Consider the following 19,393-nt stretch of genomic DNA (forward strand, 5'->3'; position numbering starts at 1 on the left):
GTCAGGCGGAGCGGTTGACGCGCTCGAGGGCGCGGTCGGTGATCGAGCGCGACCCGCGGCCGATGGCCACGGTGCCGGACTGCACGATCTCCCGGATGCCGAACGGCTCCAGGGCGGCGAGCAGGGCGTCGAGCTTGCCCGGTCCGCCGGTCGCCTCGATGACGACCGTGTCGGGCACGACGTCGACGACGTGCGCCCGGAACAGCTGGACGACCTCGAGGACGCTGGTGCGCTGCGTGGTGTCGGCCTTGACCTTCACCAGCACGAGCTCGCGCTGCACGGAGGCCGCGTCCTCGAGCTCGACGATCTTGATGACGTTGATCAGCTTGTTCAGCTGCTTGGTCACCTGCTCGAGCGGCAGGGCGTCGACGTCGACGACGACCGTGATGCGCGAGATCTCGTCGTGCTCGGTGGGACCGACCGCGAGCGAGTGGATGTTGAACGACCGCCGCGCGAACAGGCCGGCGACGCGCGTGAGCACGCCGGGCTTGTTCTCGACGAGGACCGACAAGGTGTGACGGGACATGGCTCAGTCCTCCCGGTCCCACGCCGGGGAGATGCCCCGGGCGTACTGGATGTCGTCGTTGCTGACGCCGGCCGCGACCATCGGCCAGACCATCGCGTCGCGCGACACGGTGAAGTCGATGACGACCGGCTGGTCGTTGATCTCGAGGGCGCGCTTGATCGTCGCGTCGACGTCACCGAGCGTCTCGCAGCGCAGGCCGGCGCAGCCGTAGGCGTCGGCGAGCTTGACGAAGTCGGGGATGCGCGCGGTGCCGTGCCCGGTGTTCAGGTCGGTGTTGGAGTAGCGGGACTCGTAGAAGAGCGTCTGCCACTGCCGCACCATGCCGAGCGACGAGTTGTTGATGATCGCGACCTTGATCGGGATCTCGTTGATCGTGCAGGTGGCCAGCTCCTGGTTGGTCATCTGGAAGCAGCCGTCGCCGTCGATCGCCCAGACGGTCCGCGACGGGTCGCCCACCTTCGCGCCCATCGCCGCCGGAACCGCGTAGCCCATGGTGCCCAGGCCGCCCGAGTTGAGCCAGGAGTTGGGCCGCTGGTACTTGATGAACTGCGCGGCCCACATCTGGTGCTGACCCACGCCCGCGGCGAAGATCGACTCCGGCCCGGACAGCTCACCGATCCGCTGGATGACGTGCTGCGGGGCCAGGTGGCCGTCGGCCGGCACGTCGAAGCCGAGCGGGAACGTCGAGCGCCAGTCGTCCAGCTGGCGCCACCACTCCTCGAGGTCCGGCCGGCCGTGCTGCGTGTGCTCGCGGGCGAGCTCGGGCAGCAGGTCGGCCATGACCTCCTTGAGGTCGCCGACGATGGGCACGTCGACGTGGCGGTTCTTGCCGATCTCGGCCGGGTCGATGTCCGCGTGCACGATCGTGGCGTTCGGCGCGAAGCTCGACAGCTGGCCGGTCACCCGGTCGTCGAACCGGGCTCCCAGGGCGACGATGAGGTCCGCCTTCTGCAGAGCCGCGACCGCGGGCACGGTGCCGTGCATGCCGGGCATGCCGACGTGCTGCGGGTGCGAGTCGGGCAGCGCGCCGCGGGCCATCAGCGTGGTCACCACCGGGGCGCCGGACGCCTCGGTGAGCGCGCGCAGCTCGGCCGCCGCGCGGGCCCGGATGACACCGCCGCCGACGTACAGGACGGGGCGCCGCGCGGTGGCCAGCAGCCGGGCCGCCTCGCGGATCTGCTTGGCGTGCGGCTTGGTGACCGGGTGGTAGCCCGGCAGCGTGAGCTCCTGCGGCCACGAGAACGTGGTCTGCGACTGCATCGCCGACTTCGCGATGTCGACGAGCACCGGTCCCGGGCGGCCCGTCGAGGCGATGTGGAAGGCCTCGGCGATGACGCGCGGGATGTCGTCCGGGTTGGTGACCAGGTAGTTGTGCTTGGTGACCGGCAGCGTGATGCCGACGATGTCGGCCTCCTGGAACGCGTCCGTGCCGATCATCGACGCCGAGACCTGCCCGGTGATCGCGACGAGCGGCACCGAGTCCATGTGGGCGTCGGCGATGGGGGTCACCAGGTTCGTCGCGCCCGGCCCGGAGGTCGCCATGCAGACCCCGACGCGACCGGTGGCGGCGGCGTAGCCGGCGGCCGCGTGGCCGCCGCCCTGCTCGTGCCGCACGAGGATGTGGCGGACCCGCGTGGAGTCCATCAGCGGGTCGTACGTCGGGAGGATCGCGCCGCCGGGGATGCCGAAGACGACCTCGACGCCGGCCTCCTCGAGCGAGCGGACGATCGACTTCGCGCCGGTGACCTGCTCGGGCCCGATCGCGCTCGTCGTCGCCGGGGCGGTGACGCGCGGGGTCGCAGACGTGGGCGTGGGCGTTCGCGGCGGTGCCGGGTGAGGGCCCTGGACCATCGATGTCTCCCTGACTTGCTGCTGGGGTGCTGCCTGGGTGGTGCGGTGCTCCGAACACAGAAAAGCCCCTCGAGCCACGTACGGGCTGGACGAGGGGCGAGCGCGCTGACGGGGCCTGTGCGGGAGGCCTCTAGCCGGCGCGCTCAGGAAGTACTACGAGGAGGATCGTCTGCACGCGTTGGACACTACGCCCACGTCTCCGATGTGTCACGCCACCACTCGTCCGTCTCACATCGTGGTTCACGGGATCAAGGGGCGGACGGCGCGCTGTCGGCGACGGGGTCCATGTCGAACGCCGGCAGCCCGTCGATGCTCGTGCGGTTCTTGAGCCGCCGGTAGTCGGCCTGGCCCTCGACGCCCTTGCGCTCCATGTACGGAGGCAGCAGGTCCCGCTCCCCCTCGAGAGCCATCAGCGGGACGCCGTAGCCGCACGAGTCGGAGACCCGGTCCACCTCGACCACGATCACGGCGCGGGCCCCGCGCGTCTCCGGGAACAGCGCGGCGAGCTCGTCGAAACCCTCGTCGTAGAGCGTGACGAACCGGCCGCGGCCGTAGAGGCGGACGATGTTCGGCGGACCCTGGAACGCGCAGAACATCAGGGTGATGCGGCCGTTGTCTCGCAGGTGGGCGATCGTCTCCGACCCGCTCGCCGTGAGGTCGATGTACGCGACGGTGTGCTCGTCGAGCACGACGAACGACCCGGCGATGCCCTTGGGCGACAGGTTCACGTGCCCGTCCGGACCGCTCGGGGCGGTCGCGACGAAGAACATCGGCTGCGCCTCGACGAACGCGCGCAACCGACCGTCGATGCTCTCGTGCACCTTGCCCACGCCTGCTCCTACCCCTCGCCGACCTCCCTCCGAGCGTAGCCATGGCCGACCGGGCGGTCGTCGACGATCCGCAGTGCGGGCAGCCCGCGGCGACGGACGAGGACCTCGGCGAGCACGAGGTTCGGGATCCAGGCGAGGAACGGGACGACGGCGTAGGCGTTGGTGAACGCGGCGTCGGCGTCGGCGCCCGTCACGATCCACGGCGACTGCGCCGCCACGAGCACCCCGGTCCAGAGGCGGAGCGTGACCGCCGCGTAGGTCAGGGAGAAGTTGCGGATCATCCACGCCTGGTGGCTGCGGACGTCGCCTGACCGGATCGCCCGGTACCCGCGCCACGCGGTCCCGATCCACAGCACGGCGAGGGTGCCGAAGCCCGCGAAGCCGACCATCCCCGCGGAGTTCACCGGAGCCAGCGCGAGCGACGCCACGCCGCCGACCAGCACCGCCACCAGATAGACGCGGCCGACCGCGCGGTGCACGACGCGAGCACGCTCGCGCAGCCACCGCCAGAACTGCAGCGGGCCGACCAGCAGCGCGACACCACCGCCGACGATGTGCACGTAGAAGGCGGCGTGCACCCACGCCGGCTGGTCCTCGTAGGCGCCCGCCAGGCCCACCGCGTCGCCTGCCAGCTCGTGCAGCGGCGTCGTGAGGTACGGGGTCACGGCGTAGACGGCGATCGCGAGCGACGACAGCGCGACCCACGTCCACCCGACGCGGGACCGTGGCCGGGTGCGGGGTCGGGGCGGCGCGTCGACGAGGCTCATGCCTCGACGCTAGGGAGCGCGGTACGCCCGGTCTGTCACGCCTGCCCACCGACGGACCCGGGGGCTCACCCCCGGCTCAGGACCGGTAGACCCGCGCCTCCCACGCCCGCAGCCGTATCCGGCCCCCGTCGCTGAGCGGGTCGGCGTCCGCGTAGTTGCCCAGCACGAGCTCGCCCTCGGCCCGCACCTCGGCCTGGTCGACCTCCTGCACGTCGCCCGAGAAGTTGCCCATGACCGTCAGCGTGACGTCCCCGAGCCGGCGCGTGAACGCGTACACGTGCTCGTGGTCGGGCAGGAGCATCGTGAAGTCGCCGAGCGCCACGACGGGGTCGTCGTGCCGCAGCGCGATGAGCGCCCGGTAGTAGTGGAAGACCGAGCCGGCGTCGGCGCGCTCGATCTCCGCGTTCAGCGAGGGGTAGTTCGCGTTCACCTCGATCCACGGCGTGCCCGTGGTGAACCCCGCGTGCGGCGAGCCGTCCCACTGCATCGGCGTGCGGGCGTTGTCGCGGCCCATGGCGGCGATCCCCGCGAGCAGGTCCTCGTCGGTCCCGTGCCCCTCGGTCCGGGCCACCGCGACGTGGTTGAGCGTCTCGATGTCGCGGTACTGGTCGAAGCGCGTGAAGTGCGCGTTCGTCATCCCGAGCTCCTCGCCCTGGTAGACGTACGGCGTGCCCCGGTGGAGGTGAAGAACGGTGGCGAGCATGGTCGCGGACTCTCGTCGGAACGCGCCGTCGTCCCCGAACCGCGACACCACGCGCGGCTGGTCATGGTTGTCCCAGTAGAGGCTGTTCCACCCGAGGTCCGCCAGGCCGGCCTGCCAGCGCCCGAACGACGCCTTGAGGTCGAGCAGCCGCAGCGGCCGGACGTCGAACTTGCCGCCCGGGCCGTGGTCGAGGCCGACGTGCTCGAACTGGAACACCATGTCGACCTCCTCCCGTGCCGGGTCGGTGAAGTCGCGCGCCTGCTCGACCGTGACGCCGGGCATCTCCCCCACCGTCAGCAGCCGGTCGGGCCGGCCGGCGAAGACCGCCTTGTGCATCTCCGCCAGGAACTCGTGGATGCGCGGCCCGCAGACGTAGAACGGCGAGCCGTCGGCGAGCAGCCCGTCGCTGACGATGCCGTCGGGCAGCGTGGTGTCCTTCGAGATGAGGTTGATGACGTCCATCCGGAAGCCGTCGACCCCACGGTCCAGCCACCAGCGCATCATCGCGTAGACGGCGTCGCGGACCTGCGGGTTCTCCCAGTTCAGGTCCGGCTGCTTGCGGCTGAACAGGTGCAGGAAGTACTCGCCGGAGCGCTCGTCGAGCTCCCACGCCGACCCCTCGAAGAACGAGCGCCAGTTGGTGGGCTCCGCCCCGGGGGCACCGGCCGCCATCCCGCCGCGCGGCGGCCGCCACCAGTACCAGTCCCGCTTCGGGCTCGCGGGGTCGCGGGACTCGACGAACCACGGGTGCTCGTCGGAGGTGTGGTTGACGACGAGGTCCATGACCAGCCTCATGCCGCGCGCGTGCAGCGCGGCCACCAGCTCGTCGAGGTCGGCGAGCGTGCCGAACACCGGGTCGACCGCCTGGTAGTCGCTGATGTCGTACCCGTTGTCGTCCTGCGGCGACGCGTAGATGGGCGACAGCCAGACCACGTCGACACCGAGCGCGACGAGGTGGTCGAGCCGCCCGAGGATGCCGCGCAGGTCGCCGATGCCGTCGCCGTCCGAGTCCGCGAACGAGCGCGGGTACACCTGGTACACGACGGCTCGGGTCCACCACGGGGCGTCCTGGGTCGTCCACGTCATGCGAGCGCTCCTCTCGTGGGGGCGGGGGTGGGCAGCAGCTCCTGGTCCACCTGGTCGAGGTCGATGCGGTCGACGGCGTCCTGGATGGCGACCGTCGCGGCTCCACGGGCCCACGCGGAGAAGCCGGACTCGTCGACGTACAGCCCGACGGGCTCGGCGCGCGGGTCGCGGTCGGCGGCGACGGCGGCCCGCACGCGCTCCTCGGCGACCGAGAACAGCCCGATGCCCTCGCCGGCGAGGACGGCCGCCGGCTGCAGGGTCAGGTTGACCGACAGGGCGACGAGGCGCCCGAGGGCGGCCGCGGCCTCGTCGACCACCGTCGTCGCCGCCGGGTCGCCGTCGCGGGCGAGACGCAGCACCTCGCCGTAGTCGACAGGTCTCTGCAGGGCGGCCGACACCTGGGCCGCGATCGACCCGGACGTCAGCATGGCCTCGGCGCACCCCCGGTGGCCCGCGTGGCAGACCGGCCCGGTCGTGCCGAGCGGGATGTGGCCGCCCAGGCCGACGCCCGCCTCCCGGGAGCGCACGACCTCGCCGTTCACCACCAGGGCGTACCCGATGCCGGCGCCGATGGTGATGACGACGAATCCCGGGATGCCGCGACCCAGACCGAACCAGCGCTCGGCCTCGGCGAGCGCGACCAGGTCGTTCTCGAGCGATGCGGGGACACCCAGCTCGGCCTCGACCAGCTGGGCGAAGGGCACGTCGGTCCAGTCGAGGAACGGGGCGAACTCCACGCGCCCGTCCCGCACGGCGCCGCCGAGCGACACCCCGACGCCCGCGATGCGGTCGACACCGAGGCCCCGGACCGCCCGCGCGATCTCCGCGGCGACACTGTCCGGGTCGTGGGTGCCCAGAGGGTGCTCCTCGTACGCAAGGAGCCCGGCACGCACGTCGGTCGCGACGACGTGCAGACAGTCGCCCGTGACCTTGACGCCAGCGAACTGGGCGAGTCCGGGCCGGACGTCGAGCGGACGGACGGGGCGGCCGACCGACCCGTCGGAGCGGTCGTCGAGCTCGACCAGGAGCCCGCGGTCGAGGAAGGGCTTCGCGAGGCGGGTGAGGCTGGGCGGCGACAGACCGAGCCGGCTGGTCAGCTCGCTGCGGGAGATCGGCCCATGGATCAGCACCGCGCGCGCGAGAGCCCGCTCGCTCTCGCTCAGCATGCGTTCGCTTCGTTCATTGATTCCATCATGGCATGAACGAGGCCCCAAACGACGGCGATCTCTCGATCCAGAGCACTTGTGTCAGTTGTTTCTTCCGTGTTAGAACTAAAGCATGCTCTTCCACGACGAGGTGACCGCCGGCGACCGGCACGCCGCGACCCTCACCGCGGGGCGGGTCCTGCACCTGCATCGCGGCGGCACGAGCGTCGTGATCGACGTCGATGCAACCCCGCACCCAGCGATCGTGCACTGGGGCGAGGAGCTGGTCGGCTCGAGCGAGCAGACGCTGCGCAGCCTTGCCGTGGCGGCACGACCGCAGCGCGTCTCCGGCGGTCTCGACGAGCCCGCGCGGGCGACTCTGGTCTCCTCGCAGGCCGGCGGATGGCTGGGCACCCCCGGCCTCGAAGGGCACCGCGACGGCGCCTCGTTCAGCGTCCGGCTGGAGCTCGTCGACGTGCAGGCCAACGACCACCGCGCCCAGCTGTCGCTCGTCGACCGTGAGGCTCGGCTCAGCGCGCAGCTCGAGCTGCGCGTCGGGACCTCCGGGCTCCTGCACCAGCGGATCACTGTGCGCAACGCCGGCGAGTCCCCCTACACCGTCCAGGCGCTGCACCTCGCGTTCCCCGTCCCGTGGGACGCCACCGAGATCCTCGACACCACGGGCCGCCACCTGCGGGAGAGGTCGCCGCAGCGGCATCCCTTCGCCTACGGGACGTACCTGCGCGAGAGCCGCCGGGGCCGACCGGGCGCGGACGCCACGCTGGTGCTCGCCGCCGGGCGCCCCGGGTTCGGCTTCGAGCGCGGTCGCGTCCACGCGGTCCACGTCGCGTGGAGCGGGAACCACCGCCTCCTCGCCGAGCGCTCGGTGTCGGGCGAGGCGTTCCTCGCGGGCGGAGAGCTGTTCGCGCCCGGCGAGGTCGTCCTGGCCCCCGGCGCGTCGCTCACGTCGCCCGAGGTCGTCGGGTCCTGGGGCGACGGGCTGAGCGAGCTCGCGCACCGCTTCCACGACGAGTGGCGCCGCCGCCCAGCGCACCCTCGCCGGCCGCGGCCGATCACCCTCAACACGTGGGAGGCGGTCTACTTCGACCACTCGCTCGAGCGCCTCACGGCGCTGGCGGACTCCGCCGCGTCGGTCGGCGTCGAGCGCTTCGTGCTCGACGACGGGTGGTTCGCCGGTCGGCGCGACGACACCGCGGGTCTGGGCGACTGGTACGTCGACGCGACGATCTGGCCCGACGGCCTGCACCCGCTCGTGGACCACGTCCTGGCCCGCGGGATGGAGTTCGGACTGTGGGTGGAGCCCGAGATGGTGAACCCGGACAGCGAGGTCGCCCGGCGGCACCCCGACTGGATCCTGCGGGGGCGGATGTCGCTGCCGCCCGCCGCCCGCCAGCAGCAGGTGCTCGACCTCGCGCACGAGGACGCCTACGCCTACGTCGCGGCCCGCCTGCGTGCGCTGCTCGACGAGTACCCGATCGCGTACCTCAAGTGGGACCACAACCGGGACCTGCTCGACGCCGGCAGCGGCCCCGAGGGGGTCGCACGGGTCCGTGAGCACACCCTGGCCCTCTACCGGCTGCTCGACGAGCTCAAGGCGGCGCACCCCCGCCTGGAGATCGAGAGCTGCGCCTCCGGTGGCGCTCGCGTCGACCTCGGCATCCTGGCGCGCACCGACCGGATCTGGACCAGCGACACCCTCGACCCGCTCGAGCGCCTCGTGAACCAGCGGTACACCGCGCTCGTGGTGCCCCCCGAGCTGATGGGCATGCACCTGACCAGCCCCGTCGTGCACTCGACCGGCCGGACCGTGGACCTCGACTTCAGCGCCGCGGTCGCCCTGTTCGGCCACTTCGGGATCGAGTGGGACCTGACCGCCACCGACGACGACACCCGGCGCCGGATCGCGGCGTGGGTGGAGTACGCCAAGCGCATCCGCCCGCTGGTCGCCACCGGCCGCACCGTCGACGTCGACGACACCGAGCCCGGGATCGACGTCCGCGGCGTCGTCGCCCCGGACGGCACGTCGGCCGTGTTCACCCTCACGCAGACCGACACGACCGCCGCGTACCCGCCGGGCCGGGTCCGGATCCCCGGGCTCGACCCCGCCCGGCGCTACACGCTCCGGCTCGTCGGGGGCGCGACGAACGCCGCCGCTCAGTCGGAGCTCCAGTGGCTGGACTACGACACCACGCTGACGGGTCGTGAGCTCGACGCCGTCGGCCTGCGCCCCCCTGTCCAGTACCCCCAGAGATCCACCGTCATCGAGCTGGTCGCTCAGGACTGAGCAGCCAGAACCCGGCGCAAGGAGGCGCACGATGAGACACCGAGACCCGCGACGAGTTCGCCTGGCAGCAGCGGCCGCAGCGGTCGTCCTGCTGGCCGCCATCAGCGGCTGCGCGAACGAACCGTCCGACGGCGTGACCACCCTGAACTTCTTCCAGTTCAAGGGTGAGGCGCTCGAGGACTTCGACACGATCATCGCCGACTTCGAGGCGGAGAACCCCGACATCCGCGTCGTGCAGAACCAGGTCGCCGATGCCGACACCGTCATCCGGACGCTCCTGGTCAAGAACAAGGCGCCCGACGTCATCACCCTCAACGCGAGCGGCAACTTCGGGCGCCTGGCGCAGGCCGGGGTGTTCTACGACTTCTCCGACGAGCCCGTGCTCGACACCATCAACCCGGCGGTGCAGGAGATCCTCAAGGACCTCGGCACGTACGGGGACGAGGTCAATGGCCTCGGCTACGTCAACAACGCCAACGGGATCATCTACAACCAGGAGATCTTCGCCGAGCAAGGCCTCGAGGTTCCCGAGACGTGGGACGAGCTGATCGCCGTGTGCGACGCGCTCAAGGGTGCGGGGATCACCCCGTTCTACGGCACCCTCGCCGACTCCTGGACCGGGCTGCCCTCGTTCAACGCGCTCGGCGCCTACCCGGCGCAGGACGGCTTCTTCGACAAGATGCGCGCCCAGGGCGAGAACACCGGACCGAACTCCGAGGTCTCGTTCCAGAAGAACTTCGCCGAGGCGATGGACCAGCAGGCCCAGCTGTTCGACTACATGCAGGACGGCTACCGAGGGGCGACCTACGACGACGGCAACGCCGCGTTCGCCAACGGCGACGTCGCGATGCTCCTGCAGGGCATCTGGGCGCTGAGCCCGATCAAGGGGATCAACCCCGACATCAAGGCCGGGATCTTCCCGTACCCGGCCACCGACGACCCCGCCGACCGCATGCTCGTCTCCGGCGTCGACGTCGCGGTCACCATGCCCAAGGACTCGAAGCACCCGGCGGAGGCGCTGCGGTTCATCAACTACCTGTTCGAGAAGGACGTCATCGAGGAGTTCGCCGCCTCGCAGAACATGGTTCCGTCGGTCAAGGGCGCCCAGCTCAGCGACGAACCCGCGATCCAGTCGGTCAAGCCGTACTTCGACGAGGGCCGCATCGCGGGCTTCATCGACCACCAGATCCCGCCCAGCATCCCGCTCGCCGCGATCGACCAGCAGTTCCTGTTCAGCGGCGACGCGGACGCCGCGCTCGCCACCCTCGACAGCGAGTGGAGCAAGGTCGCCGCTCGCACCATCCCCGTGACGGGAGAATGACGATGACGTCCTCCACGCAAGTCCTGCCCGCGGCGCCCGGGGCCGACCGCTCCGACCCGCCCGCGCTGCGCAAGGTCAAGGTCGGCCGGGCACAGTCCACCTTCTACTGGATGGTCTGGCCCGCGGTCATCGCCTTCGCGCTGTTCCACACCGTCCCGGTGCTGGTGGGCGTCTTCTACAGCCTGACGAACTACGCCGGCTACGGCGCCTGGAACTTCGTCGGCCTGTCCAACTACGTCAACCTGTTCAAGGACGACCGCGTCCTGGCCGCCTACGGGTTCTCGTTCCTGTTCGCCATCGCCGCGACCGTGCTCACCAACGCCATCTCGCTGGCCATCGCGATGGGCCTCAACGCCAAGATCATGGCGCGCAACTTCTGGCGCGGCGTGTACTTCGTGCCCTACGTCCTGGCGGCCCTGGTCATCGGCTACGTCTTCCAGTTCTTCTTCTCGAGCTCGCTGCCCAAGATCCTGGCGAGCATCCCGCTCTTCGCCGACAACATCCTCACCAACGAGACCTGGGCGTGGACCGCGATCGTCGCCCTGGCGGTCTGGCAGGCCTGCGCCTTCACGATCATCATCTACCTGTCCGGGCTCCAGACGATCCCGCGTGAGCTCTACGAGGCCGCGTCCCTGGACGGCGCCAAGGCGTGGCGGCAGTTCAAGTCGATCACCTTCCCGCTGATCAGCGCGTTCTTCACGATCAACATCGTGCTGAGCCTCAAGGGCTTCCTGCAGGTCTTCGACCAGATCGTCGCCCTGACCAACGGCGGGCCGGGCACGGCGACAGAGTCCGTCACCCTGCTCATCTTCCGCGGCGGGTTCTCCGGCGGGGAGTTCGCCTACCAGTCCGCGAACGCGGTGATCTTCTTCATCGTCATCACCGTGGTCTCACTGTTCCAGTTCAAGGTCCTTCAGCGCAGAGAGGCGGACTTCTGATGACCACCGCAGGAACCGCGCTCGGACAGGCCGAGGCCGTCCTTCCGGAGCCCCGGCGTCGACGCACCAAGGCCGTCGCCGACGACGACTCCCGCAAGATCAACTGGTGGGTGACCGCGCTGATCGCGGTGTGCTCGCTGACGATCCTCGTCCCGCTCTACCTCGCCGTCGTCGTCGCCCTCAAGACCCCCGACCAGCTCGCCGCCGGCACCGGCCTCGAGCTGCCGAGCCCGATCCGGTGGGAGAACTTCAGCGAGGCGTGGACGCGCACCGACTTCCCGCAGGCCTTGATGAACACGGCGATGATCACGGTCGGGTCGGTCGTGCTCACCCTGCTGACCAGCTCGGTCGTCGCGTACGCCATCGCGCGGAACATCCACCGGCCGTTCTTCAAGGGCGTGTTCTTCTACCTGCTCGCGGCCCTGTTCATCCCGTTCCCGATCATCATGCTTCCGCTGGTGAAGCAGACCGCGCTCCTGGGTCTCGACAACCAGGCCGGGATGATCCTGCTCTACACGATCTACGGGCTGTCCCTGAACATCTTCATCTACACCGCCTACATCCGCTCGATCCCCATCGAGCTCGAGGAGGCGGCGCGGGTCGACGGCGCGTCGACGTGGCGGGTGTTCCGGCAGATCATCTTCCCTCTGCTCACCCCGATGAACGCGACGGTCGGCATCCTGACCTGCGTGTGGGCGTGGAACGACTTCATCATGCCGCTCGTCGTGCTCACCGATCCCGGGGCGCGAACCCTGCCGCTCGCGCAGTACGTCTTCCAGGGCCAGTTCAACACCGACTACACCGTGGCGTTCGCGTCCTACCTCATGGCCATGGCGCCGCTGCTGGTCGTCTACGTCTTCAGCCAGCGCTGGGTCATCTCCGGGGTCACGCGGGGGTCGATCAAGTAGGCACGGCTCTCGACACCCGCGCGACGACGGGCCCGCTTCCCCCTCCGGAGCGGGCCCGTTGTCGTACGTCAGATCAGCACGGCACCCTTCGACGCCGACTGCACCAGCTTCGCGTACTTGGCCAGCACGCCGCGCGTATAGGTGGGGGGCAGCGGTGCCCAGCCGACCTTGCGGCCCTCGAGCTCCTCGTCCGAGACCAGCACGTCGAGGGTCTCGTTGGCGACGTCGAGCCGGATGCGGTCGCCGTCCTTGATGAACGCGATCGGCCCGCCGTCGACGGCCTCGGGCGCGACGTGCCCGACGCAGAGGCCGGTGGTGCCGCCCGAGAACCGGCCGTCCGTGAGCAGCAGGACGTCCTTGCCCAGGCCGGCGCCCTTGATCGCGCCGGTGATGGCAAGCATCTCGCGCATGCCTGGGCCGCCCTTGGGGCCCTCGTAGCGGATGACCACGACGTCGCCGGCGACGATCGTGCCGTCCTCCAGGGCGTCCATCGCGGCGCGCTCGCGCTCGAACACGCGGGCCGTGCCCTCGAAGACGTCGGAGTCGAAGCCGGCCGACTTCACCACGGCGCCGTCGGGCGCCAGGGAGCCGTGCAGGATCGTGATGCCGCCGGTCTTGTGGATCGGGTTGTTCATCGCCCGCAGGATCTTGCCGTCGGGGTCCGGCGGGTTCACGTCGGCCAGGTTCTCCGCGACCGTCTTGCCGGTGACCGTGAGGCAGTCGCCGTGCAGCAGACCCGCGTCCAGCAGCGCCTTCATGACGACCGGCACGCCGCCGATGCGGTCGATGTCGTTCATGACGTAGCGGCCGAACGGCTTGAGGTCGCCCAGGTGCGGCACCTTCGCGGCGACGCGCGAGAAGTCGGCGAGCGTCAGGTCGACCTCGGCCTCGTGCGCGATGGCCAGCAGGTGCAGGACCGCGTTGGTCGAGCCGCCGAACGCCATCACCACGGCGATGGCGTTCTCGAACGCCTCCTTGGTCATGATCTGGCGGGCGGTGATCCCCTGGCGGAGCATCTCGACGACGGCCTCGCCGGACTTGTGCGCGAACGCGTCGCGACGACGGTCGGCCGACGGCGGCGCGGCGGAGCCGGGGATCGACATGCCGATCGCCTCGGCCACCGACGCCATCGTGTTGGCCGTGTACATGCCGCCGCACGCACCCTCGCCCGGACAGATTGCGCGCTCGATGCGGTCGACGTCCTCGCGGCTCATGAGCCCCCGCGCGCAGGCGCCGACGGCCTCGAAGGCGTCGATGATCGTGACGTCCTTCTCGGTGCCGTCCTCGAGCTTGACCCAGCCGGGCGCGATCGAGCCGGCGTAGAGGAAGACGCTCGCCAGGTCGAGGCGCGCCGCCGCCATGAGCATGCCGGGCAGGGACTTGTCGCAGCCGGCCAGCAGCACGGACCCGTCGAGGCGCTCGGCCTGCATGACGGTCTCCACGGAGTCCGCGATGATGTCGCGGCTCACCAGCGAGAAGTGCATGCCCTCGTGGCCCATCGAGATGCCGTCGGACACCGAGATGGTGCCGAACTCGAGCGGGTAGCCGCCCGCCGCGTGCACGCCTGCCTTGGCCGCCTGGGCCAGCCGCTGCAGCGACAGGTTGCAGGGCGTGATCTCGTTCCAGGAGCTGGCGACGCCGATCTGGGGCTTCGCGAAGTCGTCGTCACCGAGGCCCACGGCGCGGAGCATGCCGCGCGAGGCCGTGGCCTCCAGGCCGTCGGTGACGGTGCGCGAGCGGGGCTTGATGTCGACGGTGGGAGCAGTGGAGCTGGGGGCGTTGTCCGACGTCACGGTCATGCTCGCGAGTGTATGACTGCGCTTCCCGGGCGCCACGGGAGGGTCACCCTGCGGACGACCGGCACCGGACGGGCGTCAGCGGGGCGGTGCCGTCGACCCGCGCTCGACGAGGGAGGTCACCAGCTGGATGTGGGTCCGCTCGACCGGCGCTCCGTCCATGAGCGTGATGAGCAGCGCGATGGCGGCCGCACCCATCTGCTGGATCGGCTGGTGGACGGTGCTCAGGGGCGGGTTCGTGAGCGCCGACTCCGGGATGTCGTCGAACCCGATGATCGAGAGCTGCGACGGGACGTCCAGGCCCAGCTCCTGGGCGATCTCGAGCGTGCCGATCGCGGAGAGGTCGTTGGCCGCGAAGATGGCGGTCGGGCGGTCCGCGAGGGTCAGCAGCTCGCGGGCGGGCTCGTGCGTCGAGTCCTTGCGGTAGTCGCCCTCCCGCATCAGGCCCGGGTCGACGGCGATGCCCGCGTCGGAAAGGGCCTTGCAGTACCCGGCCTCGCGCAGGCGCGAGGACTCGAGGTCCGAGCGACCGCCGATGAACCCGATCCGGCGGTGGCCGAGCCCGAGCAGGTGCTCGACGGCCTGCACGGCGCCGGTGAAGTTGTCGGAGTCCACGGTCGGCAGCCCCGAGGGCCCCGCGTGCGGGTCGATCGCGACCACGGGGATGCCGGCGTCGGCCTCCAGCACCGTCGGGGTGACCAGGACCGCGCCGTCGATCAGGGTGCCGCTGAGCCGGGAGAGGTATCTGCGCTCCCAGCCGACCCCGCCGGTGAGCTGGCCGCCCGTGTAGGCGAGCAGCGCGTAGCCGGAGTCACCGAGCCCGATCGACGCACCCTTGAGGATCTCCGCGCTGAACGGCTCGAACTCGGCGACGAGGATGCCGATGACATTCGTCTTGTGCGACCGCAGGCTGCGGGCCACGAGGCTGGACTCGTAGCCGAGCTCCGCGATCACCGCCTGCACGTGGGACGTCGTGCGGCTGGCTACGCCGTAGCGCTCGTTGATCACCTTGGAGACGGTCGCGGTGGAGACGCCCGCCTTCCGCGCGACATCCGTGATCGTCACCCGTGAGCCCATGAACGGAGCGTACTGCAACGAAATCGTTATCGATAACGTTTGCCATCGCGGGAATCCGCCCGGTCGTGCCCCGCGCGCCCACAGCCATGATAGCCGCAGGTGAGCACCCGCCCCCGGGTGGCGCGCGGCGTCAAGCCTGCGGCAGGTACTCGAACCGATCGACGTGCGCCACCGTGTCCGTCGGCCGCCCGTTGCTCGTGGCGTACACGCCGATCCACAGCCCCAGGAACCCGCCGGTCGTCACCGAGTCGAGCGTGCGACCGTCGACCGACGCGACCGTCGCCGCCTCACCGTCGCCGGCCGCGGCGCGCAGCTGGTAGTCCTGCCCGCGCGCCCGCACGGTCAGCGTCACAGGTCCGTCCGGCTCCGGCAGAGACAGCTCACCCAGCCGGGTATCGACACCCCGCCGGCGGTGGACCGCAACGACCTGCCGTCCGTGGCCCTGGGTGACGAACAGGCGCACGTGGTCGTCCTCCGACTGCCGCACCGCGAGCCCGCACTCCTCCCCCGGGCCGAGCGCGACGCGGACGGTCGCGCGCACGTCCACGTCGGCGTGCTGCTGACGCACCGCGACGAACGCCGGCGTGACCGGGTCGGTCAGCGTGCTCGGTCGCAGGCTCAGGTCCCACCCGTCGCCCCGCGCGGTCGCGAACCCTGCCGCGGGACCCCGCAGCGAGGTCCACCGCGGGTCGTCCGGCCGGATCGTCCCGGACTCGCTCCCCTGGGCCACGCCGGGGCGCGGCGGCCCAGCGAAGGGCACCTCCACCTGGGTGGTGACGCGGCCGACGCCGGGGGCGAAAACCGGCCAGCCGTTCTCCCAGGCGACGGGCACGAGGAACGTCTCGCGGCCCAGGTTGTAGTGGTAGCCACCGTACGGCCGCATCCCCAGCACGACGGCCCACCAGCTGCCGTCGGCCGCCTCCACCAGGTCGGCGTGCCCGACGCCGACGACGTCCGACACGGTCCCCAGGTGACGGTGGGTCAGCACCGGGTTGCCCTTGTTGCCCACGTACGGCCCGGTCACCGACTCGGCCCGCGCCACGGAGACGGCGTGGTGGAACTCGGTGCCGCCCTCCGCCGCGAGGAGGTAGTACCTGCCGTCGACCTTGTACAGGTGGGGCGCCTCGGCCCACACGACGTCGCGCAGGGCCCCGTTCCAGACCACATGCTCCGGACCCACCAGCGACCTCGTCGCCGGGTCGAGCTCGCGCACCCACACCTCGGTCTGGTCGTGCCACTGCGGCTCGCGGGCCAGCCGGGTGCCGTGCACCCACACCCGGCCGTCGTCGTCGAAGAAGATCGACGGGTCGATCCCGTCCTCGTCGAGCCACATCGGGTCCGACCACGGCCCGGCCGGGTCGGCCGCCGTCATGAGGAAGTTGCCGCCACGGGTCGCGTCCCGCTGGTCGACCAGCGTGCAGACCAGCCAGAACGTGCCGTCGTGGAACCGGAGCGTGGGCGCGTACAGGCCGCCGGACGAGGCGATCCCGTCGTAGTCGAGCTGGCCCGCCCGGTCGACGACGTGGCCGATCTGCTGCCAGCTGGCCAGGTCGGTGCTGTGGAAGACCGGTAGGCCGGGGAAGTACTCGAACGTCGACGTGACCAGGTAGAAGTCCTCCCCCACCCGGCAGATCGTCGGGTCGGGGTAGCAGCCCGGCAGCAGGGGGTTGCTGACGAGCGTCATGCGCCGACGATCTTGACTTCCACCGAGCGCGCGTCGGCGGTGGTGACCTCGTGGACGCCGCCGGTGATCGCCACCACGGCGCGGGCCGTGGCGGTCCCGGGGATCTCGCGCGACTCGGTCGCCCGGCCGTTGGAGATCACACCGCCGGTGGACTCCTTGACGTTCGTGCCGGCGAGCGAGGACGCCGCGTGCGAGCCCACCCACACCTCGACGTCGCCCGGCTCGACCACGCGGACCATGCGCCGGTCGGAGAACGCGAACCGGGTGGTGGGCACCGAGAACGTCACGCGGCTCGACGCGCCGGGCTCGAGCTCGACGCGGGCGTAGCCCAGCAGGGCCGCGACAGGCCGGGTGATCGAGCCCTGCACGTCGTGGCCGTAGAGCTGGACCGCGTCGGCGCCCGCGACGGAGCCCGTGTTGGTCACCGTCACGGCGGCGGTGAACGTGCCGCTCGACGCGACGGACGCGTCGACGACCAGGTCGGAGTACGCGAAGTCCGTGTAGGACAGCCCGAACCCGAAGGGGCGCACCGGCGTGGAGTCCGTCGAGGTGACGTCGGACGGCCCGCCGAGGATCGGCTGCAGGTAGGAGTACGGCTGCGCTCCGGTCGAGCGCGGCATCGAGACCGGGAGCCGGCCCGACGGGTTGACGGCGCCGGTGACCACGTCGGCGATGGCGAGGCCGCCACCCTCGCCCGGGAAGAAGGCCTGCAGGACGGCACCCGGCCGCGCGGCGGCGCCGTCGAGCGCCCACCCGATGGCGTAGGGCCGGCCGGTGAGCAGCACCATGACGACCGGCGTCCCCGTCGCGACGAGAGCCTCGACGAGCTGCCGCTGCACGCCCGGCAGGTCGAGCGACTCGGAGTCGTTGCCCTCGCCGACCGTCCCCCGGCCGAACAGTCCGGCCTGGTCGCCGACGACGACGACCGCGACGTCGGCACCCTGGGCGGCGGCGACGGCGTCGGCGAACCCGGAGGTGTCGTCGCCCTCGACGGTGCAGCCCTCCGCGAAGACGAGCACCGGCCGCGCCAGGCCGGCGCGGTCGAACGCGGTGTCGAACCCCTCGAGGACCGTGGGGATCTCGAAGCCCATCGGCAGCTCGGGGTGGTGCGCGAGCACGTGGTTGGCGAACGAGTAGCAGCCCATGAGGGCTTCCGCCCGGTGCGCGTTCGGGCCGACGACGGCGACACGCGCCGGCGGGGCGGCCCAGCCGTTGAGCGGGAGCACGCCGTCGTCGTTCGACAGCAGGACGACCGACTCCTCGGCGAGGCGGCGGGCCAGCTCCTGGTGCCGGGCCGAGTTGAGGTCCACGTCCGTCGGCGGCTCGTCCTCGAAGGCGTCGGGGTCGAGCAGACCGAGCTCCTCCTTCTGGGCGAGGGCGCGCAGCACGGCCCGGTCGACGAACGCCTCGTCGAAGGCGCCGGCGCGGACCCGGTCGGCCAGCGGCTGCAGGTAGGCGTCGCCCGTGGGCAGCTCGATGTCGATGCCGGCCTCGAGCGCGAGCGCGGCCGCCTCGCCCCGGTCGGCGGCGATGGCGTGCATGACCTGCAGGAACGCGACCGCGAAGTAGTCGGCCACGACGACGCCGTCGAAGCCCCACCGCTCCCGCAGCACCTCGGTCAGGTACTGCGTGCTCGACGCCAGGGGAACGCCGTCGATGTCGACGTAGGCGTTCATCACCGAGCGGGCCCCGCCGTCGAGGACGGCCATCTCGAACGGCGGCAGGTAGGTGTCGGCGATCTCGCGGGGACCCGCGCTGACCGGCGCATGGTTCCGGCCGGACCTCGAGCCCGAGTAGCCGACGAAGTGCTTGAGCGTGGCGTGCACCCCGGCCTCCTGGAGGCCCTGCACGTACGCGGTGCCGATGGTGCCGACGAGGTACGGGTCCTCGCCGATGCACTCGTCGACGCGCCCCCACCGCGGGTCCCGCACGACGTCGAGCACAGGCGCGAGGCCCTGGTGGATGCCCAGCTCCCGCATCGAGGCGCCGATCTCGCGCGCGGCCTCGTGGACGAGCTCCGGGTCGAACGCCGCGCCCCACGCCAGCGGCGTCGGATAGGTCGCGGCCCGCCACGCGGCCAGCCCGGTCAGGCACTCCTCGTGGACCAGCGCGGGGATGCCCAGACGTGTCTCACGCTTGAGGCGGCGCTGCTCGGCCCACAGCCAGGCGGCGCGCTCGGCCGGGTCCACCGGGCGGGTGCCGTATACCCGCGTGTAGTGGCCGATGCCGTCGCGGGTCACGTCCCCGAGGGCGCTGGAGGCCTTCTGCCCCGCGGCCATCTCGGACTGCATGGGCGCGACCGTGCCGTTCTGGTCGAGCCAGTAGCCCACGAGCTGGGCCAGCTTCTCCTCGAGAGTCATCTGCGCGTGCAGGGCGCGCACGCGCTCGGACACGTGAGGGATGGCAGGTACGGCGTCGACCACGGGGTCCTTCTCCTTCGTCATGACGTGGGGGTG

The 19,393-nt window shown here is 71.2% G+C and carries 14 protein-coding genes; 4 read left to right on the forward strand and 10 right to left on the reverse strand.

Annotated features, from left to right (window positions below):
* Position 1: 1 nt before the first annotated feature.
* The 6 genes from ilvN to AC1DT4_RS01165 form a co-directional block, all read right to left on the reverse strand.
* Positions 2-526 carry an acetolactate synthase small subunit gene (gene ilvN / locus AC1DT4_RS01140; protein ID WP_477087921.1) on the reverse strand — a complete coding sequence of 175 codons (525 nt, stop codon included), beginning with the start codon at positions 524-526 and terminating at the stop codon, positions 2-4.
* Positions 527-529: 3 nt separating this feature from the next.
* On the reverse strand, positions 530-2,377 hold the full coding sequence (locus tag AC1DT4_RS01145; RefSeq protein WP_477087922.1) for an acetolactate synthase large subunit: 1,848 nt from the start codon (positions 2,375-2,377) through the stop codon (positions 530-532).
* A 248-nt stretch (positions 2,378-2,625) separates the two neighbouring features.
* Complete coding sequence (locus AC1DT4_RS01150; RefSeq protein ID WP_477087923.1) at positions 2,626-3,207, reverse strand: pyridoxamine 5'-phosphate oxidase family protein; 582 nt, start codon at positions 3,205-3,207, stop codon at positions 2,626-2,628.
* An 8-nt stretch (positions 3,208-3,215) separates the two neighbouring features.
* Complete coding sequence (locus AC1DT4_RS01155; protein WP_477087924.1) at positions 3,216-3,974, reverse strand: DUF2306 domain-containing protein; 759 nt, start codon at positions 3,972-3,974, stop codon at positions 3,216-3,218.
* A 76-nt stretch (positions 3,975-4,050) separates the two neighbouring features.
* Positions 4,051-5,763, reverse strand: a complete 1,713-nt coding sequence (locus AC1DT4_RS01160; protein ID WP_477087925.1) for a glycoside hydrolase family 13 protein — start codon at positions 5,761-5,763, stop codon at positions 4,051-4,053.
* A complete protein-coding gene (locus AC1DT4_RS01165; protein WP_477087926.1) occupies positions 5,760-6,929 on the reverse strand; it encodes an ROK family protein in 1,170 nt (389 codons plus the stop codon). Before AC1DT4_RS01165 ends, AC1DT4_RS01160 begins: the two co-directional genes overlap by 4 nt.
* Positions 6,930-7,041: 112 nt before the next feature.
* Here AC1DT4_RS01165 and AC1DT4_RS01170 point away from each other — a divergent pair, with 112 nt between their 5' ends.
* The 4 genes from AC1DT4_RS01170 to AC1DT4_RS01185 are packed head-to-tail and all read left to right on the forward strand — an operon-like array spanning position 7,042 to position 12,380.
* Positions 7,042-9,213 (forward strand): alpha-galactosidase, encoded by a 2,172-nt coding sequence (locus tag AC1DT4_RS01170; RefSeq protein WP_477087927.1) that lies wholly within the window; start codon positions 7,042-7,044, stop codon positions 9,211-9,213.
* 31 nt (positions 9,214-9,244) lie between these two features.
* Positions 9,245-10,534 (forward strand): ABC transporter substrate-binding protein, encoded by a 1,290-nt coding sequence (locus tag AC1DT4_RS01175; protein ID WP_477087928.1) that lies wholly within the window; start codon positions 9,245-9,247, stop codon positions 10,532-10,534.
* A 2-nt stretch (positions 10,535-10,536) separates the two neighbouring features.
* On the forward strand, positions 10,537-11,472 hold the full coding sequence (locus tag AC1DT4_RS01180) for a carbohydrate ABC transporter permease (protein WP_477087929.1): 936 nt from the start codon (positions 10,537-10,539) through the stop codon (positions 11,470-11,472).
* Positions 11,472-12,380 (forward strand): carbohydrate ABC transporter permease, encoded by a 909-nt coding sequence (locus AC1DT4_RS01185; protein ID WP_477087930.1) that lies wholly within the window; start codon positions 11,472-11,474, stop codon positions 12,378-12,380. The genes AC1DT4_RS01180 and AC1DT4_RS01185 overlap by 1 nt, the downstream gene beginning before the upstream one ends.
* A gap of 68 nt (positions 12,381-12,448) precedes the next feature.
* Here AC1DT4_RS01185 and ilvD read toward each other — a convergent pair whose 3' ends face one another.
* From ilvD to AC1DT4_RS01205, 4 genes are all read right to left on the reverse strand, one after another.
* A complete protein-coding gene (ilvD, locus tag AC1DT4_RS01190; RefSeq protein WP_477087931.1) occupies positions 12,449-14,179 on the reverse strand; it encodes a dihydroxy-acid dehydratase in 1,731 nt (576 codons plus the stop codon).
* A 75-nt stretch (positions 14,180-14,254) separates the two neighbouring features.
* A complete protein-coding gene (locus AC1DT4_RS01195) occupies positions 14,255-15,253 on the reverse strand; it encodes a LacI family DNA-binding transcriptional regulator (protein ID WP_477087932.1) in 999 nt (332 codons plus the stop codon).
* Between the two features lie 130 nt (positions 15,254-15,383).
* Positions 15,384-16,937: a glycoside hydrolase family 43 protein gene (locus AC1DT4_RS01200; RefSeq protein ID WP_477087933.1), complete on the reverse strand. Its 1,554-nt coding sequence runs from the start codon at positions 16,935-16,937 to the stop codon at positions 15,384-15,386.
* A complete protein-coding gene (locus AC1DT4_RS01205) occupies positions 16,934-19,381 on the reverse strand; it encodes a beta-xylosidase/alpha-l-arabinosidase (protein WP_477087934.1) in 2,448 nt (815 codons plus the stop codon). The genes AC1DT4_RS01200 and AC1DT4_RS01205 overlap by 4 nt, the downstream gene beginning before the upstream one ends.
* Between the last annotated feature and the right edge of the window lie 12 nt (positions 19,382-19,393).

It is taken from the genome of Cellulomonas sp. P4_D11, from assembly GCF_056401915.1.